Annotated in this window: 17 protein-coding genes; 13 read left to right on the forward strand and 4 right to left on the reverse strand. The window is 72.5% G+C overall.

Annotated elements, in window-relative coordinates:
- Window positions 1-50 precede the first annotated feature (50 nt).
- The 5 genes from ACIHCL_RS02945 (at window position 51) to fabF (ending at window position 4,950) form a co-directional block, all read left to right on the forward strand.
- A complete protein-coding gene (locus ACIHCL_RS02945) occupies window positions 51-1,250 on the forward strand; it encodes a PucR family transcriptional regulator (protein WP_399856283.1) in 1,200 nt (399 codons plus the stop codon).
- 89 nt (window positions 1,251-1,339) lie between these two features.
- Window positions 1,340-2,254: an ACP S-malonyltransferase gene (locus ACIHCL_RS02950; RefSeq protein WP_399856285.1), complete on the forward strand. Its 915-nt coding sequence runs from the start codon at window positions 1,340-1,342 to the stop codon at window positions 2,252-2,254.
- Window positions 2,255-2,267: 13 nt separating this feature from the next.
- A complete protein-coding gene (locus tag ACIHCL_RS02955) occupies window positions 2,268-3,299 on the forward strand; it encodes a ketoacyl-ACP synthase III (protein ID WP_399856289.1) in 1,032 nt (343 codons plus the stop codon).
- A gap of 63 nt (window positions 3,300-3,362) precedes the next feature.
- On the forward strand, window positions 3,363-3,611 hold the full coding sequence (locus ACIHCL_RS02960) for an acyl carrier protein (RefSeq protein ID WP_351727608.1): 249 nt from the start codon (window positions 3,363-3,365) through the stop codon (window positions 3,609-3,611).
- A 76-nt stretch (window positions 3,612-3,687) separates the two neighbouring features.
- Window positions 3,688-4,950, forward strand: coding sequence for a beta-ketoacyl-ACP synthase II (gene fabF / locus ACIHCL_RS02965; protein WP_399856292.1), 1,263 nt, complete (start codon window positions 3,688-3,690; stop codon window positions 4,948-4,950).
- 165 nt (window positions 4,951-5,115) lie between these two features.
- Here fabF and ACIHCL_RS02970 read toward each other — a convergent pair whose 3' ends face one another.
- Entirely contained in the window at window positions 5,116-5,610 is a 495-nt protein-coding gene (locus tag ACIHCL_RS02970) for a DUF3145 domain-containing protein (protein ID WP_399856294.1), read from the reverse strand.
- Window positions 5,611-5,955: 345 nt separating this feature from the next.
- Here ACIHCL_RS02970 and ACIHCL_RS02975 point away from each other — a divergent pair, with 345 nt between their 5' ends.
- Both ACIHCL_RS02975 and ACIHCL_RS02980 read left to right on the forward strand, forming a co-directional pair.
- Window positions 5,956-6,864, forward strand: a complete 909-nt coding sequence (locus ACIHCL_RS02975; RefSeq protein ID WP_399856297.1) for an SGNH/GDSL hydrolase family protein — start codon at window positions 5,956-5,958, stop codon at window positions 6,862-6,864.
- A gap of 78 nt (window positions 6,865-6,942) precedes the next feature.
- Window positions 6,943-8,052: an aldose epimerase family protein gene (locus tag ACIHCL_RS02980; RefSeq protein WP_399856300.1), complete on the forward strand. Its 1,110-nt coding sequence runs from the start codon at window positions 6,943-6,945 to the stop codon at window positions 8,050-8,052.
- A gap of 115 nt (window positions 8,053-8,167) precedes the next feature.
- Here ACIHCL_RS02980 and ACIHCL_RS02985 read toward each other — a convergent pair whose 3' ends face one another.
- Window positions 8,168-10,657, reverse strand: a complete 2,490-nt coding sequence (locus tag ACIHCL_RS02985; protein ID WP_399856302.1) for a glycoside hydrolase family 3 protein — start codon at window positions 10,655-10,657, stop codon at window positions 8,168-8,170.
- A 203-nt stretch (window positions 10,658-10,860) separates the two neighbouring features.
- Here ACIHCL_RS02985 and ACIHCL_RS02990 point away from each other — a divergent pair, with 203 nt between their 5' ends.
- Window positions 10,861-11,457 carry a TetR/AcrR family transcriptional regulator gene (locus tag ACIHCL_RS02990; protein WP_399856304.1) on the forward strand — a complete coding sequence of 199 codons (597 nt, stop codon included), beginning with the start codon at window positions 10,861-10,863 and terminating at the stop codon, window positions 11,455-11,457.
- 118 nt (window positions 11,458-11,575) lie between these two features.
- Entirely contained in the window at window positions 11,576-13,576 is a 2,001-nt protein-coding gene (locus tag ACIHCL_RS02995) for a flavin monoamine oxidase family protein (protein WP_399856305.1), read from the forward strand.
- A 250-nt stretch (window positions 13,577-13,826) separates the two neighbouring features.
- On the opposite strand, the gene ACIHCL_RS03000 is transcribed toward ACIHCL_RS02995, so the two are convergent.
- Together ACIHCL_RS03000 and ACIHCL_RS03005 are read right to left on the reverse strand one after the other, a co-directional pair.
- Window positions 13,827-14,255, reverse strand: a complete 429-nt coding sequence (locus ACIHCL_RS03000) for an organic hydroperoxide resistance protein (protein ID WP_399856308.1) — start codon at window positions 14,253-14,255, stop codon at window positions 13,827-13,829.
- A gap of 89 nt (window positions 14,256-14,344) precedes the next feature.
- Window positions 14,345-15,364 carry an NADP-dependent oxidoreductase gene (locus tag ACIHCL_RS03005; RefSeq protein ID WP_399856310.1) on the reverse strand — a complete coding sequence of 340 codons (1,020 nt, stop codon included), beginning with the start codon at window positions 15,362-15,364 and terminating at the stop codon, window positions 14,345-14,347.
- A 165-nt stretch (window positions 15,365-15,529) separates the two neighbouring features.
- On the opposite strand from ACIHCL_RS03005, the gene ACIHCL_RS03010 reads away from it, so the two are divergent.
- From ACIHCL_RS03010 to ACIHCL_RS03025, 4 genes are all read left to right on the forward strand, one after another.
- Complete coding sequence (locus tag ACIHCL_RS03010; RefSeq protein ID WP_399856311.1) at window positions 15,530-15,979, forward strand: MarR family winged helix-turn-helix transcriptional regulator; 450 nt, start codon at window positions 15,530-15,532, stop codon at window positions 15,977-15,979.
- A 258-nt stretch (window positions 15,980-16,237) separates the two neighbouring features.
- On the forward strand, window positions 16,238-16,804 hold the full coding sequence (locus ACIHCL_RS03015) for a hypothetical protein (RefSeq protein WP_399856314.1): 567 nt from the start codon (window positions 16,238-16,240) through the stop codon (window positions 16,802-16,804).
- A 156-nt stretch (window positions 16,805-16,960) separates the two neighbouring features.
- Window positions 16,961-17,998, forward strand: a complete 1,038-nt coding sequence (locus ACIHCL_RS03020) for a rod shape-determining protein (protein ID WP_399856316.1) — start codon at window positions 16,961-16,963, stop codon at window positions 17,996-17,998.
- 174 nt (window positions 17,999-18,172) lie between these two features.
- Window positions 18,173-19,795, forward strand: a complete 1,623-nt coding sequence (locus ACIHCL_RS03025) for a GAF domain-containing sensor histidine kinase (protein ID WP_399856319.1) — start codon at window positions 18,173-18,175, stop codon at window positions 19,793-19,795.
- Window positions 19,796-19,834 lie beyond the last annotated feature (39 nt).

The following is a 19,834-nucleotide window of genomic DNA, read 5'->3' on the forward strand; positions in this document are numbered from 1 at the left end:
CACCGCCCCGGCCCACCCAGTACGTGGCCGGATAAGGCAGTCTTGTGTGCGTGTCCCGACCCGATCCTGAGCAGCCCGCTGCGCCCGACGCCCACCCGCACGCCGCGACCCTGAAGCGGCTGGAGCAGTCCTCCGGCCGTCTGGCCGCCAACGCCATCGCCCGCATGGACGAGACGCTGCCGTGGTACCGGGCGATGCCACCGGAGAACCGGTCCTGGATCGGCCTGGTGGCCCAGGCCGGGATCGCCGCGTTCACCGAGTGGTTCCGGCATCCGGAGACCCCGCAGGCGATCTCCACCGATGTGTTCGGCACGGCGCCGCGCGAGCTGACCAGGGCGATCACCCTGCGGCAGACCGTCGAGATGGTGCGCACCACGATCGAGGTCATGGAGGCCGCGATCGAGGAGGTCGCCGCGCCCGGTGACGAGTCGGCGCTGCGCGAGGCGCTGCTCGTCTACGCGCGGGAGATCGCCTTCGCGACCGCGCAGGTGTATGCGCAGGCCGCCGAGGCCCGCGGCGCCTGGGACGCGCGGCTGGAATCGCTCGTCGTGAACGCGGTGCTGTCCGGCGAGGCCGACGAGGGCGCCGTGTCGCGCGCCGCCGCGCTCGGCTGGAACTCGCCCGAGCACGTCTGCGTGGTGCTCGGCACCGCTCCGGACGGCGACAGCGAACTGACGGTGGAGGCGATCCGGCGGGCCGCCCGGCACGCCAAGCTCCAGGTCCTGACCGGGGTGCTCGGCAACCGCCTGGTGGTCATCGCGGGCGGCAGCGACAACCCGTTGCAGGTCGCCAAGGCGCTGATCGGCCCGTACGCCGCGGGGCCCGTGGTCGCCGGTCCGGTGGTCCCCGACCTGTTGGCGGCCACCCGGTCCGCGCGGGCCGCGGCGGCCGGGCTGAAGGCGTGCCGGGCCTGGCAGGACGCGCCGCGCCCGGTGCTCGCCGACGACCTCCTGCCGGAGCGCGCGATGGCGGGAGACCCCGCCGCCCGGGACCAGTTGGTGGAGGAGATCTACAGACCACTGGAGGAAGCGGGGTCCGCGCTCCTGGAGACGCTGAGTGTGTATCTGGAGCAGGCGAGCAGTCTGGAGGGCGCGGCCCGGATGCTCTTCGTCCACCCCAACACCGTGCGCTACCGGCTCCGACGTGTGACTGACGTCACCGGATGGTCACCCTCGGATGTCCGCTCCGCGTTCACTCTGCGAATCGCCCTGATCCTGGGGCGCCTGGCTGCCGGGGATGTGCCGTCCTAGAATTTTGTCGGACGTCAACAATTCCCCCTACGGTTCTTCGTCCCTGTCCCCACGGGCGCGGCGAACCGTTCACAAGAGAGAGTGTGAGGGTGCTCGTACTCGTCGCTCCCGGCCAAGGCGCTCAGACGCCCGGCTTCCTGACCCCCTGGCTCGATCTCCCCGGTGCCGCCGACCGTGTCGCGGCTTGGTCCGAGGCCATCGGGCTCGACCTCGCCCACTACGGCACGAAGGCCGACGCGGAGGAGATCCGCGACACCGCGGTGGCGCAGCCGCTGCTGGTCGCCGCCGGCCTGCTCTCCGCCGCCGCGCTCGACGCGTCGCCCGACATCGTCGCAGGTCACAGCGTGGGTGAGATCACGGCGGCGGCCTTCGCCGGGGTCATCGGCGACGAGGCGGCGCTCCGGCTCGTCCGGGCCCGCGGGCTCGCGATGGCCGAGGCCGCGGCGATCACCGAGACCGGCATGGCGGCGCTGCTGGGCGGCGCCCCCGAGGTCACCTTGCCGCACCTGGAGAAGCTCGGGCTGACCGCGGCGAACGTCAACGGGGGCGGCCAGATCGTCGCCGCCGGCACCGCCGAGCAGATCGCCGCGCTGGCCGAGGACAAGCCCGAGGGGGTGCGCCGGGTGGTGCCCCTGAAGGTCGCCGGCGCCTTCCACACGCATCACATGGCCCCGGCCGTCGAGCGGCTGCGCGAGGCCTCCCTGGAACTGAAGATCAGCGACCCGTCCGTGACGTACGTCTCGAACGCCGACGGGAAGTCCGTGGCGACCGGTGACGAGGTCGTCTCCCGGCTGGTGGGCCAGGTGGCGAACCCGGTCCGCTGGGACCTGTGCATGGAGACCTTCAGGGAGATGGGCGTGACGGCGCTCATCGAGGCGTGCCCGGGTGGCACGCTCACAGGTCTCGCCAAGCGCGCGCTGCCCGGTGTGCAGACGCTCGCGCTGAAGACCCCCGACGACCTCGAAGCGGCCCGCGCGCTCATCATCGAGCACGCGGGAGCCTAAGGAGCCCGAGAGCATGTCGAAGATCAAGCCCGCCCAGGGCGCCCCGTACGCGCGGATCATGGGCGTCGGCGGCTACCGTCCGACCCGTGTCGTGCCCAACGAGGTGATCCTCGAGAAGATCGACTCGTCCGACGAGTGGATCCGTTCGCGCTCCGGCATCGTCACCCGCCACTGGGCCGACGACGAGGAGACGGTCTCCGCGATGTCCGTGGAGGCGGCCGGGAAGGCCCTCGCGGACGCCGGGGTCAGCCCCGACCAGATCGGCGCCGTGGTCGTCTCCACCGTTTCGCACTTCGCACAGACGCCCGCGATCGCCACCGAGATCGCCGACAAGCTGGGCACCGACAAGGCCGCCGCGTTCGACATCTCGGCGGGCTGCGCCGGCTTCGGCTACGGCCTGACGCTCGCCAAGGGCATGGTCGTCGAGGGCTCGGCGCAGTACGTCGTCGTCATCGGCGTGGAGCGGCTGAGCGATCTGACGGACCTGGAGGACCGGGCGACGGCCTTCCTGTTCGGTGACGGCGCGGGCGCCGTCGTCGTCGGCCCGTCCGACGTACCCGCCATCGGCCCGACCGTGTGGGGCTCCGAGGGCGACAAGGCCGGAACGATCAAGCAGACCGTGTCGTGGGACAGGTTCCACACCGGCGACATGTCCGAGCTTCCGCTGGACTCCCAGGGCAACATCAAGTTCCCCGCCATCACGCAGGAGGGCCAGGCGGTGTTCCGCTGGGCCGTGTTCGAGATGGCGAAGGTCGCCCAGCAGGCGCTGGACGCGGCCGGGATCGCCCCGCAAGACCTGGACGTCTTCATTCCGCACCAGGCCAACATGCGGATCATCGACTCGATGGTGAAGACCCTCAAGCTGCCGGAGCACGTTACGGTCGCCCGTGACGTGGAGACCACCGGCAACACGTCCGCCGCCTCGATTCCGCTCGCCATGGAGCGGCTTCTGGCGACGGGTCAGGCCAAGAGCGGCGACACCGCGCTCATCATCGGCTTCGGGGCGGGTCTCGTGTACGCCGCGACGGTCGTTACCCTCCCCTAGACACACCAGGCCATTCGGCCCGGACGTCCGAACCCTGCAGATAAACACCGAAGGAGCGCCAACATGGCCGCCACCCAGGAAGAGATCGTCAACGGTCTCGCCGAGATCGTCAACGAGATCGCCGGAATCCCGGTCGAGGACGTCCAGCTGGACAAGTCCTTCACCGACGACCTGGACGTCGACTCGCTGTCCATGGTCGAGGTCGTCGTCGCCGCCGAGGAGCGCTTCGACGTCAAGATCCCCGACGAGGACGTCAAGAACCTCAAGACGGTCGGTGACGCTGCCGACTACATCCTGAAGCACCAGGGCTGACAGCCCGCCACCTGTGTCGCCACCCGGCGGTGGCGCCGCTGATTCACGACCCCCTACACGTGGAGAAGATTTTCCAGTGAACTCGACCAATCGCACCGTGGTCGTCACCGGTATCGGCGCAACCACTCCGCTGGGTGGCGACTCGGCGTCGACCTGGGAAGGTCTGATGGCCGGCCGTTCCGGCGTCAAGCCTCTCGAGGGCGAACGTTTCGCTGAACTTCCCGTCCGGATCGCGGCCACCGCGGCCGTGGACCCGGGCGACGTCCTGCCCCGCCCGCTCGCCCGCAAGCTGGACCGCTCGGCGCAGTTCGCGCTGATCGCGGCCCGCGAGGCGTGGGCGGACGCCGGCTTCACCGGCAAGGCCGGTGAGGACGGCTCGATCCGGCCCGAGCGGCTGGGTACGGTCATCGCCTCCGGCATCGGCGGCGTGACCACCCTGCTCGACCAGTACGACGTGCTGAAGGAGAAGGGCGTACGCCGCGTCTCCCCGCACACCGTGCCCATGCTCATGCCGAACGGCCCGGCGGCCAATGTCGGCCTGGAGGTCAACGCCCAGGCCGGTGTGCACACGCCGGTCTCCGCCTGCGCCTCCGGCGCCGAGGCGGTCGGGTACGCCATCGAGATGATCCGCACCGGCCGCGCCGACGTGGTTCTCGCCGGTGGCACCGAGGCGGCGGTCCACCCGCTGCCGATCGCCGCGTTCGCCAACATGATGGCGATGTCCAAGAACAACGACGACCCGCAGAAGGCGTCGCGTCCGTACGACACGGGCCGTGACGGCTTCGTGCTCGGCGAGGGCGCTGGCGTCGTCGTCCTGGAGTCCGCGGAGCACGCCGCCGCGCGCGGCGCCAAGGTCTACTGCGAGGTGCTGGGCCAGGGCTTGTCCGCGGACGCCCACCACATCGCGCAGCCCGAGCCGAGCGGTCGCGGCATCGCCGCCGCGCTGCAGAACCTGCTGGACCAGACGGACCTCAAGCCGGCCGAGCTCGTGCACCTCAACGCGCACGCCACCTCGACGCCGCAGGGCGACATCGCGGAGCTGAAGGCGCTGCGCAAGATCCTCGGCGACGACCTCGACCACATCGCGATCTCCGCGACGAAGTCGATGACGGGTCACCTCCTCGGTGGCGCGGGCGGTGTCGAGACCGTCGCGACGGTCCTGGCGCTGCACCACCGCATGGCACCCCCGACGATCAACGTGGACCATCTCGACGAGGAGGTGGACGCGGACATCGTGCGCGACGAGCCGCGACCGCTGCCCGAGGGGACCATCGCCGCGATCAACAACTCGTTCGGGTTCGGCGGCCACAACGTCGTCCTGGCGTTCCGCAGCGTCTGACCGGAAGGGCGTCCGGCCTCTGGCCGGGAGTACGACGGAGCCCGCCTCCCCCCACGGGGAGGCGGGCTCTTCCGTTTCACAGGCTTTGGCAAAACTGCACGGGCGTTCGGGCGAAACGGCCCCTCACGGGTGCTCCGGAGGCGCCGCCCCCGGAGCACCGGGCGTTCACACCACCTGGTGCAGCCACCGCACCGGCGCGCCCTCGCCCGCGTGCCGGAAGGGCTCCAGTTCGTCGTCCCACGGCTTGCCGAGCAGCTTGGCGATCTCGTCCTTCAGGTCCGTCTCCCCCCGCGTGGACCGCGCCAGTGCCGCGCGCAGCCGGTCCTCGGGCACGAGGATGTCACCGTGCATGCCGGTGACGGCATGGAAGATGCCGAGTTCGGGCGTGGAGCTGTAGCGCTCGCCCTCCGACGTGGGGCTCGGCTCCGCCGTCACCTCGAAGCGCAGCAGATCCCAGCCGCGCAGCGCGGAGGCCAGCTTCGACGCGGTGCCCGCCCGGGCCTGCCAGGAGAACTCGGACCGCCAGGTGCCGGGCGCGGCCGGTTGTCGGATCCAGTCAAGCTGTACGCGTACCCCGAGGACACCGGCCACCGCCCATTCGACATGGGGACAGAGCGCGCGCGGTGCGGAGTGAACGTACAGGACTCCACGTGTCGTCACCGGGACCTCCAGTGTGGGACGAAGTTCGCCTTCCCCAGCGGCCTCGCGCCCGTACCGTCTTTTCTCAGCCGAATCCCGAGGTTGTCATCAGTAAACAGCATCGGGGTGAATCTCCTGAAAAGGGACAGTATGTGACGTGATGTGATTTACGGAAAGCCACCCGAGTGGAGCCGGGCGAGGGGACGCACCGCTGGTTCGACGAGGAAAAGCTACCGCGACACGGCGCCCCAAGGGTGACGTACGGTCGGTCCTGGGCACATCGTTCGCCCGGCCTCCGGCGGAGCTCTCGGGCCCCGCGCCCGGGGCCACCGGGCACCGCCGGGGCACAACCGAGGGGACCACAGCATGCAGGACCGTTCCGTCCGCCGTCGTCCGCAGACCGCGGCCGCCGTCCTGGTGGCGGTCTCGGTGCTGGGCTCCGCCGCGCTCTCCGGCTGCGACTCCGACGGGGACACCACCACGAAGGGGTCCGCGGCCGAGCAGCGGAAGGCGGCCGGCCCGGCCTGGAACCGCAGCCCGAAGTCGGTGGCCGCCGTCGGGGATTCCATCACGCGCGGCTTCGACGCCTGTTCGGTACTGACGGACTGTCCGGAGGTGTCCTGGGCCACTGGCACGGACAGCGGGGTGCGCAGTCTCGCCGTGCGGCTGCTCGGCGGGTCCGGGGCCGCCGAGCGCAGTTGGAACCACGCCGAGACGGGGGCCAGGATCGTGCAGCTGCCGGAGCAGATGGCCCTGGCCGCGCAGGAGAAGCCGGATCTGGTGACGGTGATGATCGGCGCGAACGACGCCTGCCGGGATCAGGTCCGGCACATGACGCCGGTGGCCGATTTCCGGTTCTCGTTCGAGACGGCCATGGGTCGGCTGCGCGCCGAGGCGCCCAAGGCACAGGTGTACGTGTCGAGCGTGCCGGACCTGATGCGGCTCTGGTCGACCGGGCGGGAGAACCCGCTGGGCAAACGGATCTGGCAGCTCGGGATCTGCCGCTCGATGCTGAGCGACCCGGACGACCTGGGCGCGGCGGCCGCGGCCCGGCGGGCCTCGGTGCGGCAGCGCGTCATGGCGTACAACGAGGTGCTGGAAGACGTCTGCGCGAAGGACGCGCGCTGCCGCTACGACGGCGGGGCGGTCTTCTCTTACCCGTTCACCGGCGAGCAGCTCAGCCAGTGGGACTGGTTCCATCCGGGGCGCGACGGTCAGGCCCGGCTGGCGGAGATCGCGTACCGGAACGTCACCGCGGCGCGTCCCCCGGCGTGAGCCCCGGGCGGGCGCGTGGGGCGGCCTCCTTCGCGCGGGCCCTCGAAGGCTCGCTCAGGCCCTCTAAGGTTGACGATCATGGACACGAGTTCGAGCACGGTGGTCCGTGCGGAGGAGTTCGGCACCCTGGCGGACGGCGCCGTCGTGCACCGCTGGACGCTGGAGCGGGACGGCACGCGGGTGCGGGTGCTGACGTACGGCGGCATCGTGCAGTCGGTGGAGGTGCCCGGACGGGACGGGGTGCGGGCGCAGGTGGCGCTGGGGCTGCCGGATCTCGCCGGGTACGTGGCCTTCCCCGGCCCGTACCTCGGCGCGCTGGTCGGGCGGTACGCGAACCGGATCGGCGGGGCGCGTTTCGAGCTGGACGGGCGCACGCACCGGCTCACACGCAACGAGGGGCGCAACCATGTGCACGGCGGCGCCCGGGGCTTCGACAAGCGCGTGTGGCGGGCGCGGGAGGTCGCGGAGGGGGTCGAGCTGTCCTTGGTCTCCGAGGACGGCGAGGAGGGCTTCCCGGGGCGTCTGACGGTCTCGGCGGCGTACACCCTGGACGAGGGCGGGGCGCTGCGGATCGCGTACCGGGCGACGACCGACGCCCCGACCGTGCTGAACCTGACGAACCACACGTACTGGAACCTCGCGGGCGTGGACGCGGACGGCGGTGCGGGCACGGGGCCGGGTACGCCCGCGGGCGTGGACGCGGATACCGGCGCGGACGCGACGGCGGGGGCACGTACGGACCCGGGCCCGGAGGGCAGCGGCGCGCTGGGCCAGGTACTGCGGATCGCGGCCGGGCGGATCACGCCCGTGGACGGCGAGTCCCTGCCGACGGGCGCTTTCCTGCCGGTGGACGGGACGCGGTTCGACTTCCGCGAGCCGAGGCCGCTCGGGCCCGGCTACGACCACAACTTCGTACTGGACGGGCCGGACGGGGCCGACGCGGGTCCGGCGGCCGAGCTGCATGACCCGAGGTCGGGTCGGATCCTGACCGTCACCACCACGGAACCGGGGCTCCAGCTCTACACGGCGGACCACTTCGACGGGCGGCCGTTCGGGCCGTGCGCCGGAATCGCGCTGGAGACCCAGCACTTCCCGGATTCCCCGAACCGTCCCGGGTTCCCGAGCACGGTGCTGCGGCCGGGCGAGGAGTTCGTCTCGACGACGGTGTACGGGTTCGGGGTGCGCTGAGCCCCGGAGCCGGCCGGGTGCCGCTCCGGGGCCCGTCGTCGCCCGACGACGCGCCGCGGGCCGGCGGCCCCGCGCACCGGGCCACCGGAGCACGGGGCGTACCGGAACGGATCCGCTACGCGTCGATGTCCACGGCCGCCGTCAGACGCACGTCGGCCGGCGAGTGGGCCGCCTGCACCTCGTACCGGCCCGGGACGAACTCCCAGCCGTGCGCCTCCTCGTCCCAGATCTCGTACGCGCGCCGATCGATCGGGACCACCACCTCGGCGGACTCGCCCGGCGCGGCCTCGACGCGCGCGAAACCGGCCAGCCGGCGGGCGGGGCGTTCGCCGACGGGGCAGCGGGGGGCGAGGTAGATCTGGACGGTCTCGGCGCCGGGGCGGGTGCCGGTGTTGCGGAGGCGGACGGTGGCGCTCCCGGGCCGGACGTCGAGGCCCTCGTACCGCCAGGTGGTGTAGCCGAGCCCGTGGCCGAACGGGTACGCGGGCGCGGTGCCGGCCCGTTCCCAGGCCCGGTAGCCGACGAAGACGCCCTCGTCGTAGTGGAGTTCGCCGTCGGTGGGGATGGTGCGGGAGACCGGGGCGTCGGCGAGCGCGGCCGGCCAGGTGGTGGGGAGGCGTCCGCCCGGTTCCTCGACGCCGAGCAGTACGTCGGCCAGGGCGTGCCCGGCCTCCTGGCCGGGGAACCAGCCGAGCAGCACGGCGGCGACCTCGTCACGCCACGGGAGCTCCACCGGGGAACCGGAGTTGACGATGACGACCGTGCTCGGGTTGGCCGCGGCGACGGCCCTGACCAGGTCGTCCTGGTGGCCGGGCAGCTTCAGGGAGGTGCGGTCGAATCCCTCGGACTCGACGCGCTCGGTGGTGCCCACGACGACGACCGCGGTGTCCGCCGCGCGGGCCGACTCGACGGCCTCGGCGATCAGTTCCGCCGGGTCGCGGCGCGGGCCGAGGTGGCAGAGCGAGAACGAGACCCCGGGGATGGCCGCGTCGTTGCCCAGGGTTTCGGGGACCTGTCGCAGCGAGATCTCGACGGGCTCGCCGGCGGTGAGCGTGATCCGGCCGCGTTCCAGGGGGTTGCCGAAGAACGACTCGCCGGGGTCGGCGGAGCCGGTGACCCGGTGGACCTCGTCGTACAGGGTCTCGCCCGCGACGGTGAGGGCGAGGGCCCCGGTGCCGCGGGTGCCGAAGACGTGCTCGCCGCTCTCGCGCGGGACGAAGGTGCCGGTGATCTCGACGCTGTGCAGCGTCCGCCGGTCGACGCCCTCGGGGAGGTCGTCGCCGATCCACTGGACGGTGCCGTCGTGCAACGGGGCCGCGCCGAGGACGGCACCGGAGGCGTCGTGGCAGACGGCCCTGAGCTCGAAGCCCTTCTGGGCGGGGACGAGTTCGTCGTTCGGGTCGGCGCCGACGCGGTAGTCGAGGACGCTTTCGGGGAGGGCGGCGGCGAGGCCGTCCAGCGGCGAGACGACATGGTGCGGGAAGACCTGGGCGGAGCCGCCGCCGAGGACCCGGGCGTCCCGGGCGAGCGCCCCGCTGAGCGCCACCCGGCGGACGGCCGCCGGGTCGATGGGCAGCGCGGTGCGACCGCTGTTCTGGACGGGCTCGTTGCGCACCAGGACGAAGGAGCGGCGGGCGATCTCACGGGCCAGCGCTTCGCCGTCGACGGGTTCGGGGTGGTCGGCCGGGTGGACGGCGGGCGGCGCGCCGTCCAGGACGCCGACGCGGGCGGCGAGCCGCAGCACGTTGCGCACCGCCCCGTCGACGACGGACTCCGCGACCTCGCCGGCCCGCACGGCGTCGGCCAGCGCCTTCCCGTACACGGTCTTCGGTCCCGGCATGGCGACATCGAGCCCACCGAGGGCGGCGCCGACGGTGGAGCGGGCGGCCAGCCAGTCGGAGACGACGAAGCCGTCGAAGCCCCATTCGCCGCGCAGCACCGTGTTCTGGAGGTAGCGGTGCTCGGTCATGGTGGGGCCGTTGACCCGGTTGTAGGCGGACATGATGCCCCAGGGACGGGCGTGCTTGACGATCCGTTCGAACGGGGCAAGGTAGATCTCGCGCAGGGCGCGCGGGGAGACGATGTTGTCGACGGTGAAGCGGTCGGTCTCGGCGTCGTTGGCGACGAAGTGCTTGACGGTGGTACCGACGCCGCCGTCCTGTACGCCGCGCACGTAGCCGGTGCCGATCTCGCCGGTGAGGTACGGGTCCTCGCTGTACGCCTCGAAGTGGCGTCCGCCGAGCGGGGACCGGTGGAGGTTCACGGTCGGGGCGAGGAGGACGTGCACCCCCTTGCGGCGGGCCTCCTGGGCGAGCAGCCGGCCGGCCCGGCGGGCGAGGGCCGGGTCCCAGGTCGCGGCGAGAGCGGTGGGTGAGGGCAGTGCGACGGACGGGTCGTCCGCGCTCCAGGCCACCCCTCGGACGCCGATGGGCCCGTCGGACATCACCAGGGAGCGCAGGCCGACGGCGGGGAGCGCGGGCAGCGACCACATGTCCTGCCCGGCCAGCAGCCGGGCCTTGTCGTCGAGACCGAGCGCGGCCAGCGCCTTCTCGACCGCGGCCTCGCGGGCCTCGTCGGGGTGGGTGGGGGCGGACGCGTCTGCCACGGCCGTGCCTCCTCGTCGTTTTCCTGACAGTGCCGTCCCCCATGGTCACCCCCTGACCGATCGAGCAGTAGGTTTCGTTACATTTCCGTTACGTACGGAAGTGGCGTACGGTCCTCGGGCCGGACCGACACGCCGGGGCGGAAACATTCCGGTGGATACCGGGACGAACGCACCGGGACGCAGCACCGAAAGGGGCCGGAACGATGGGGCGGGCCAGAAGTACGGGGCGGCGGGCGGAGATTCTCCGCGCCGCGTTCGAGGTGATCGCCGAGCGCGGCTATCGCGGTGCCTCGCTGAGCGCCGTCGCCGAGCGGGTCGGCCTCAGCCAGCAGGGGCTGCTGCACCACTTCCCCACCAAGGAGGCACTGCTCGTCGCCGTGCTGGAGGCGCGCGACCAGTGGGATCCCGTCGACGTCGCGCGGAGCGGCGACGTCTGGCGGACCGATCTGCTGGACGCGCTCGTGCAGTACAACGCGATGCGGCCCGGGATCATCCAGACGTTCTCGGCGTTGCTGGGCGAGAGCGTGACGGACGATCACCCGGCCCGGGACTTCTTCACGCGCCGCTACGTCCGGGCCCGCACGGCCATCGCGACGGCCCTGCGCGCGGAGTACGGCGAGCGGCTGCCGGGCGGACTGACGCCCGAGCGCGCGGCGCCCCTGATGGTCGCGGTGATGGACGGTCTCCAGTACCAGTGGCTGCTGGATCCGGACGAGGTGGACATGCCCGCCGCCTTCCGGGACTTCCTGGCGCTGCTGCGTCCGGCGGAACCGGCCGGCGAAGAGCATCCACCGCCATAGCACGATGCTTCAACTGACGGACAATAAAAGGGAGTTGAGCAACCCCTACGGGTGATTCCCGGGGCTCTGCACGCGCGTTCGCGCGAGGGACGCGGCGCGGGCGGACCAGGGTGGACGCATGACTTCCGAACCAACCGGCCCCTCCTGCGGCACGTCGTCCGATCCGACCCGCGCCCAGACCTCCCGCGACCCGTCCTTTGAACCGCCCTCCCGCCGTTCCGTGATCGCGGGCGCCGCGGCCGGTGCCGCCGTCCTCGCCACGGCCGCCGCCGGTCCCGCGCGGGCCACCGCCCCCGACGCCGTCGGCGCCGCGTCCGACGCCGCACTCGCGCCCTCGGCGGCCGGATCGGACTGGAACACCTGCCTGAACGTGGCCCGCGCCATCCTGGTACGCGGCGAGGACGACCGGTCGCTGGTCCCGTACTACAAGGACGTCCTGCTGACCAAGGGCCTGCCGCGCGGCCGGAAGCCCCCCAAGAAGGTGCTGGTCGTCGGCGCGGGCCCGGCCGGGCTGACCGCCGCCCGACTGCTCCGCGAGGCCGGGCACACCGTCACCGTGATCGAGGCCAACGGCAACCGTGTCGGCGGACGCATCAAAACGTTCCGCCGGGGCGGCCACGAGCGCGCGAAGGCCCCGTTCGCCGACCCGAGGCAGTACGCCGAGGCCGGCGCGATGCGCATCCCGGACAGCCACCCGCTGGTCACCGGGCTCATCGACGGCCTCGGGCTGAAGCGCCGCCGCTTCCACCTGGTCGACGTCGACGCGGAGGGCCGCCCGGCCAACCACACCTGGATCCATGTCAACGGCGTCCGGATGCGCAAGGCGGACTACGCGGCCCGGCCGCGTGCGATCAACCGGTCGTTCGGCATCCCGGCGCGGTTCGAGGACAAGCCCGCCGCCATGATCCTGCGGGAGGCGTTCGCGCCCGTGCGCGGGGAGTTCGAGGGCAAGCAGGGCCACGCCCTCGTCGAGGGCTGGGCACGGGTCGTCCAGCGCTACGGGCACTGGTCGATGTTCCGTTTCCTGACCGAGGCGGCCAAGCTCGACGAGCGCACCATCGACCTCGTCGGCACCGTCGAGAACCTCACCTCGCGGCTCCACCTCTCCTTCGTGCACAGCTTCATCGGGGCGTCGCTGATCAGCCCGGACACCGCGTTCTTCGAACTGCCGGGCGGCACCGCCACGCTCGCGGACGCGATGTACGAGAAGGTCAGGGACCTGGTGCGGCTGGACCGCCGGGCCACCCGGATCAGCCATGGGGCGAACGGTGTCCGGATCGAGACGATCTCCGAGGGCCGCGACGGCAGACCGCTGGTGCGCGAGACGTTCACCGGCGACCGGGCGGTCATCACCGTGCCCTTCTCCGGGCTGCGCCACATCCCCGTCAGCCCCCTGCCGTCGTACGGCAAGCGGCGCGCGATCACCGAGGTCCACTACGACACGGCGACCAAGGTGCTGCTCGAATTCAGCCGCCGCTGGTGGGAGTTCGAGGAGAAGGACTGGAAGAGGGAGCTGGAGCGGATCAGGCCCGGTCTGTACGACGCCTACCGGCTGGGCAGGGCTCCGGCCGACGGCTCGCTGCTGGGCGCCCACCCGTCCGTGCCGCCCGGCCACCTCCCGCCCAACCAGCGGGTGCACTACGCGGCATACCGGGCGACCGCCCGCAACCAGCCCGAGGCGGCGCACGTCATCGGCGGCGGATCGGTCACCGACAACCCCAACCGCTTCGTCTTCCAGCCGTCCCATCCGGTCGAGGGCAGCAGGGGCGGCGTGGTCCTCGCCTCCTACAGCTGGTCCGACGACGCGCTGAAGTGGGACTCTCTGGACGACGACGAGCGCTACCCGCACGCCCTCGGCGGTGTCCAGGACCTGTACGGGCAACGCGTCGAGGTCTTCTACACCGGCGTCGGCGCCACCCAGTCGTGGATGCGCGACCCGTACGCGTACGGCGAGGCGTCGGTGCTGCTCCCCGGCCAGCACACCGAACTGCTCGCCCACATGCGTTCCGTCGAGGGGCCGCTGCACTTCGCGGGCTGCCACACCTCGGTGAAGCCCGCCTGGATCGAGGGGGCCCTGGAGTCGGCGGTCAGGGCCGCGCTGGAGGTGCACAGCGCCTGATGCCGGGCAGCGGGGCGGCCCCTCTCCGTCAGCCCCGGTCGGGGGGTGTACGGGGCGGGGGCCGTGCCCGCGCCGGGGCCCGCTCCCCCGTCCTCGCTCTCCTCCTCGTCCGCGCCGCCCACGTCGCCCTCGGGCCCCGGACACGGCCGGTGGCCGCACCCCGCTCGGGAGTGCGGCCACCGTTCGTTCCACCGCGTGGTCCGCCGTACGGCCTCTCCGTACGCTTCGGCCACCGGGTCTCGCCGTGCGGTCAGGCGACCGCCAGGGACACCTTGATGTTGCCGCGCGTCGCGTTCGAGTACGGGCACACCTGGTGGGCCTTCTCGACGAGCGAACGAGCCGTCGCGGCGTCGACGTTGGGGATGGAAGCGGTGATCTCGACCTCCAGGCCGAAGCCGCCCTCGGCGGTCTTGCCGATGGACACCGCGGCGGTCACCGTGGAGCCGGAGATGTCGGCCTTCTCCTTGCGGGCCACGACGCCGAGGGCGCCCTGGAAGCAGGCGCCGTACCCGGCCGCGAACAGCTGCTCCGGGTTGGTGCCCGCGCCGCTCCCGCCCATGGAAACGGGCGGGTTGACGACGACGTCGAGCTTCCCGTCGTCGGAGGAGACCCGGCCGTCGCGGCCGTTCTCCGCGGTGGCGACGGCGGTGTACAGAACGTCGATGTCGGACATGGTCATGCTGAGGATTCCTCCTGCTGTGCGCCGCGACTCGCGCCCACGATCGCGGCGGCCTGTGACTGAGACTACCGGGTGCGCCTGAGCGCACGTCAGACGAGGGAGACGATCATCTTTCCGGTGTTCTCCCCGCGCATCAGACCGAGGAAGGCGTCGAAGCCGCTCTCGATGCCCTCCACCAAGGTCTCGCGGTACTTCAGCTCGCCCGAGGCCAGCCAACCGGCGACGTCCTCGACGAACTTCGGCTGAAGCTCCGCGTGGTCGCGCACGAGCATCCCCTGGATGCGCAGCCGCTTGCCGATGACCAGGGCGAGGTTGCGCGGCGCGGGGGTCGGCTCGGTGGCGTTGTACTGGGCGATCATGCCGCAGACGGTGACCCGCCCGTGTTCGCGGAGGGAGGAGAGCGCCGCCTCCAGGTGCTCCCCGCCGACGTTGTCGAAGTAGACGTCGATGCCGTCGGGAGCGGCCTGGCGCAACTGCTCGTCGACAGGACCGTTCTTGTAGTTGAAGGCCGCGTCGAAGCCGTACTCCTCCACCAGGAACCGGACCTTCTCGTCGGAACCGGCCGAGCCGATGACCCGGGAGGCGCCCTTGATCTTCGCCATCTGCCCGACCTGGCCGCCCACCGCACCGGCCGCGCCGGACACGAACACGGCGTCGCCGGCCTTGAACGAGGCGACCTCGAAGAGCCCCGCGTATGCGGTGAGCCCGGTCATGCCGAGCACGCCGAGATAGGCGGAGAGCGGGGCGAGCGCCGGGTCGACCTTCACCGCGTGCTCCGCCGGGACCTCGGCGTACTCCCGCCAGCCCAGACCGTGCAGCACATGGTCGCCGACCGCGAGGCCCGCCGCGTTGGAGGCGATGACCTCACCGACCGCGCCGCCGTCCATGGGCCGGTCGAGCGCGAAGGGCAAGGTGTACGACTTCCCGTCGTTCATCCGCCCCCTCATGTACGGGTCGACCGAGAAGTACAGGTTGCGCACCAGGACGCGGCCCTCACCGGGAGCGGCGACCGGGGCCTCCCTCAGCGCGAGATCCTCGGCCTTCGGCCAGCCGTGGGGGCGGGCGACGAGATGCCATTCACGGCCGATCGTGGGAAGTGCTGCGGACATGGGCTCGGGAACTCCTCAATGCCTCACGGAACGGGGGAAGCTTCGCCCCGGGGCCGGCGGACCACGAGAGGGATCCGGGGGCCACGGGAGGAAATACTTCAGAACATGAAACAACGATGCTCCTGAATATTTCATGTTGTCAAGCAACTCACTATCCTGTGTGTCATGGCCACCACCCGTTCAGACCCTCTGACCCTCGAAGTCGTCGAGCTCATCGGCACCGTCGTGGCGCGCTACTACGAGGAGTACGACGAGGCCGCGGCTGCCCACTCGCTCACCGGTGCCCAGGCCCGTGTGCTCGGGCTGCTCGCACTGGAGCCGATGCCGATGCGCCGGATCGCCCAGAAGCTGAAGTGCGAGCCGTCGAACGTCACGGGCATCGTCGACCGGCTGGAGTCGCGCGGCCTGGTGGAGCGCCGGCCGGATCCGGCCGACCGCCGGGTGAAGCTGGCCGTCCCGACGGAGCGGGGCGTGCGCACGGCCCGGGAACTCCGCGATTCGCTCACCTTCGCGCGGGAGCCGCTGGCCGAACTCTCGGACGCGGACCGGACGGTGCTGCGGGACCTGCTGCGGCGGATGCTGGGCGAGGCGGGGCCGAAGGGCGGTTCCCGGTGAGCACCGGGACCGCGGCGACTACCGGAGGTAGTGGCGGCCCAGCGGGGCACCGCCCGGCTCCGCCTCGGGCCCGGCGGTGCCGCCGTCCGGCCCGAGGCGGTGCCGGGGTCCGCCAAGCCCGTGGGCCGTCGGACCCGTGAGCGGGCGGGCCACCGGGCCCGTGCGGTCCTGGACCGCAGGTCCCGTGCGGCCCTGGACCGCCGGGGTCCGCGAAGCCGCGGGCCGTCGGACCCGTGCGGCCGTGGGACCGTTGACCCCATGAACGCACCGCTGCCGTTCGGCCCCCGCGAGTTCCAGCTCGTGCTGTTGCGCCGGATGGCCGACCACCAGCCCGGACTCGTCGAGGATGCCCGGCGGGAGCTGGGCGCCTCGATCGCCGAGATGCGGGAGGCGAACCGCCGTTGGCAGGCCATGGTGCGGGCGCCCCGGGGGCGGGGCGCGCTGCGCCGCTACCGTTCGGTGCTGGGCGAGCCCGAGTCGTCGGCGCCCCGCGTGCTCGGCGACCTGGAGTGCGATGTGCTGCGGTGGCCGGTGCCGCTCTGGCCGGATCTGCGGTTCGAGGTGACGGTCGCGCCGGGCGGGGCGGTGTGGAACGAGTGGCTGGTCAGGGCGGCGGGAGCGGCCGGCCCCGAACTGCGCGCGATCGGGGATCTGCGCCCCTGGTCGGCCACGGTGGACGAGGTGGCGCGGGCCTTCGCGCCGGCCCGCCCGATGGAGGGCGCGGCGCCGACCCGGTGGGCGCTCGCGATCACCGCGCCCGGAACGGATGAGCGGCATGTCGCCGAATTCACCTGGGGGCTGTTCCAGCGACTGCTGCCGAGGTGAGCCCCGCCCGCCGCGCCCGCCCGGTCACTCCACCGGCCCCGTACCCCCTACGGCCCACTCGACGCGCGGTATGACTCCGAACGGCGCACGATGCGAGGAGGGCCGGCCACCGTCGGCATCCCCCCACACACACCGTGCTCCCCGGGAGAACCCGCCGTGACCGTCAGCCTTGAGCAGTTGCGCCGTTGCCATGTCGCCGTCGACCTCGGAGCCGCCCGGACCCGCGTGTACGTCAAGGGGCTGGGGCTCGTCGTCGACGAACCGAGTGCCGCCGCCGTGAACACCCGCACCGGCTCGCTGATCGCCGTCGGAGAGCTGGCCGAGCAGATGACGGGCCGCACCCCCGACTACATCCGGGTGGCCCGCCCGGTCAGCGGCGGAACCGTCATCGACATCGATATGGCCCAGCGGATGCTCCGTCAGCTGCTCGGCGAGAAGCTCCGCCGCCAACTGCGCCGCAAGCCGCGATTGCGGGCCGCCGCCTGCACCCCGCACGACAGCGACCCGCTCGCCCAGCGGGCCACCGTGGAGACCCTGGTCGGGCTGGGCGCGAGGCGGGTGGAGCTGGTCGACACCCTGATCGCGGCGGCCGTCGGCTGTGGGCTGCCCGTCGAACAGCCGACCGCCACCATGATCATGGTGTGCGGGGCGGCGACCACCCAGATCGCGGTGCTCTCGCTGGGTTCGATCGTGACCGCCGCGCGCGTACCGGTCGGCGGTGACGCCATCGACCACGCGGTGATCCAGCATCTGCGCCAGCACCACGAGCTGATGCTGCCTAGCCAGTCCGTGCGACCGCTCCAACTGGCGCTCAGCGGCGCCGGTTTGACGGGGCGGGGCCCCTTGATGACCGAGATCCACGGCCGGGACGTGGCGACCGGGCTGGCCCGCTCGGTACGGGTGGACACCGCGTCGATCCGGCAGGCGATCCATGCCCCGCTGACCTCGGTGCTCGACGGTCTCGGCAAGGTGCTGCGCGAGTGCCCGCCCGATCTGGTGGCCGACCTCACCGACCGCGGGATCATGATGGTCGGCGGCAGCGCGCTGCTGCCCGGACTCGACCAGATGCTGCGGGCGGCGACGGGCGTGCCCGTGCACATCGCGGAGCGGCCCGACGTGTGCTCCGTCCTGGGACTGGGTGCGATGCTGGACGGGAGCATCGAGCCGCTGGTCCTTGAGCCGATCGCCTGCTGATCACCGCAGGGGGGTGCATGTATGACCGAGGAATCGACCGGTCGGGGCGCGACCGGTCAGGCCCCGTACGGGCCGGGCGCGACCGGGCCGGACGCACATGGGCCGGGTCCGAACAGTCCGGGTCCGAACAGGCCGGACGCACCCGGATCGGCCCCGGACCGGACAGGGCCCGAGGTGAACGCCCCGGGCCCGGGGCCGGGTGCGCCCTCCTCGGGCGGGAAGCCGGGGACGGCGGCGGCCGACGGCCCGTCAGGCTCCCCGTCCCCCTCCCCGACGCTCCTGGAAGCGGTGCTGAACCTCGGCAACGACCTCGAACTGCGTGCCACCCTCCAGCAGATCGTGGACACCGCGACCACCCTGGCCGATGCCAGGTACGGCGCGCTCGGCGTGCTCGACCCCGAACTCGGCACCATCAGCGAGCTGTTCACCTCGGGCATCGACGACGCCCAGCGCCGCCGCATCGGCGATCCCCCGGACGGCCATACGGGGATGCTGGGCGCCCTCATCGCCGAACCGGGCCCGCTGCGCTCCGACGATCTGCCCGCCGACCCGCGTTCCGGCGGCGTACCGCCCGGCCACCCGGTGATGCGCTCCTTCCTCGGGGCGCCGCTGCGCGTCCAGGACCGGGTGTTCGGCAACCTCTACCTCGCCGAGAAGCGCACCGGTGGCCGCTTCACCGACACGGACATGGCGTTGCTGCGGATGCTGGCCTCGCGGGCCGGGGCCGCGATCGGCAACGCGCGGCTGTACGAGGAGGCCCGGCAGCGGGAGCGCTGGATCGAGGGGGCAGCCGCCGTCACCACCACCCTGCTGACCGGCGACACCGCGGCCGACGCGCTGATGACCGTCGCCGAGGCGGCCCGGACGCTCGCCGACGCCGACGCCGGGGTGATCCTTCAGCCGACCGCGGAGGGCGGCATGGAGATCGTCACCGCGTCCACCCTCGACGATCCGGCCGGCATCGTCGGCACGACCATCGAGCCCGGCTCCGCCGTACTGGTCCAACTACTGGGCGGTGAGCCGGTGTTCATCGACGACTCGGCGACCGATCCGCGGATGACGACACACGTCCGGTCGCGGTTCGGGCCCAGCATGATGCTGCCGCTGCAGAGCGGCGGGCGGCTGATCGGCACCCTCGCCCTGCCCCGGCGGCGCAGCGGTCACCCGTACACGGCGCTGGACCGCCAACTGGCCACGCAGTTCGCCTCGCAGGCCGCGCTCGCCCTGGTCCTGGCGGACGCACAGCACGACCGGGAGCAGCTCGCGGTGTACGAGGACCGGGACCGGATCGCCCGCGATCTGCACGATCTGGTCGTCCAGCGGCTGTTCGCGACGGAGATGATGCTGGAGTCGACCCGACGCCGGTCTCCCTCGCCGGAGACGAGCGCGCTGCTCGACCACGCCGTGGACGAACTGGACTCCACCATCCAGGAGGTGCGGACGGCGATCTTCGCCCTCCAGCAGCCACCGGCGGAGGTCCCCACCACCTTCCGCGGCCGGGTGCTGCGGGAGACCGGGGGCGCCGCCGCCGTCCTCGGCTTCCAGCCGTCGGTGCACTTCGACGGCGCGGTCGACGCGCTGGTGCGGGAGCCGGTGGAACGAGAGCTGCTCGCCGTGCTGCGGAGCGCGCTGGCCGCCGCGCACCGCCGTACGGGGGTGTCGGTGATCGAGGTCGAGGTGGACGCGACGGCCGTGCAGCCGGACGGGCGTCCCGCGGTGCGGCTGGCGGTGGCCGACGACGGCCGCGAGGAGGACGGCTCGCGCTCGTCGACCGTCGTCTGGCAGGCGCCGCTCTGAGGACGGCCGTCGGATCCGGCGGGTGCGGTTCCGGGCGCG

Source organism: Streptomyces sp. NPDC052042, from assembly GCF_044548345.1.
GTDB lineage: Bacteria > Actinomycetota > Actinomycetes > Streptomycetales > Streptomycetaceae > Streptomyces.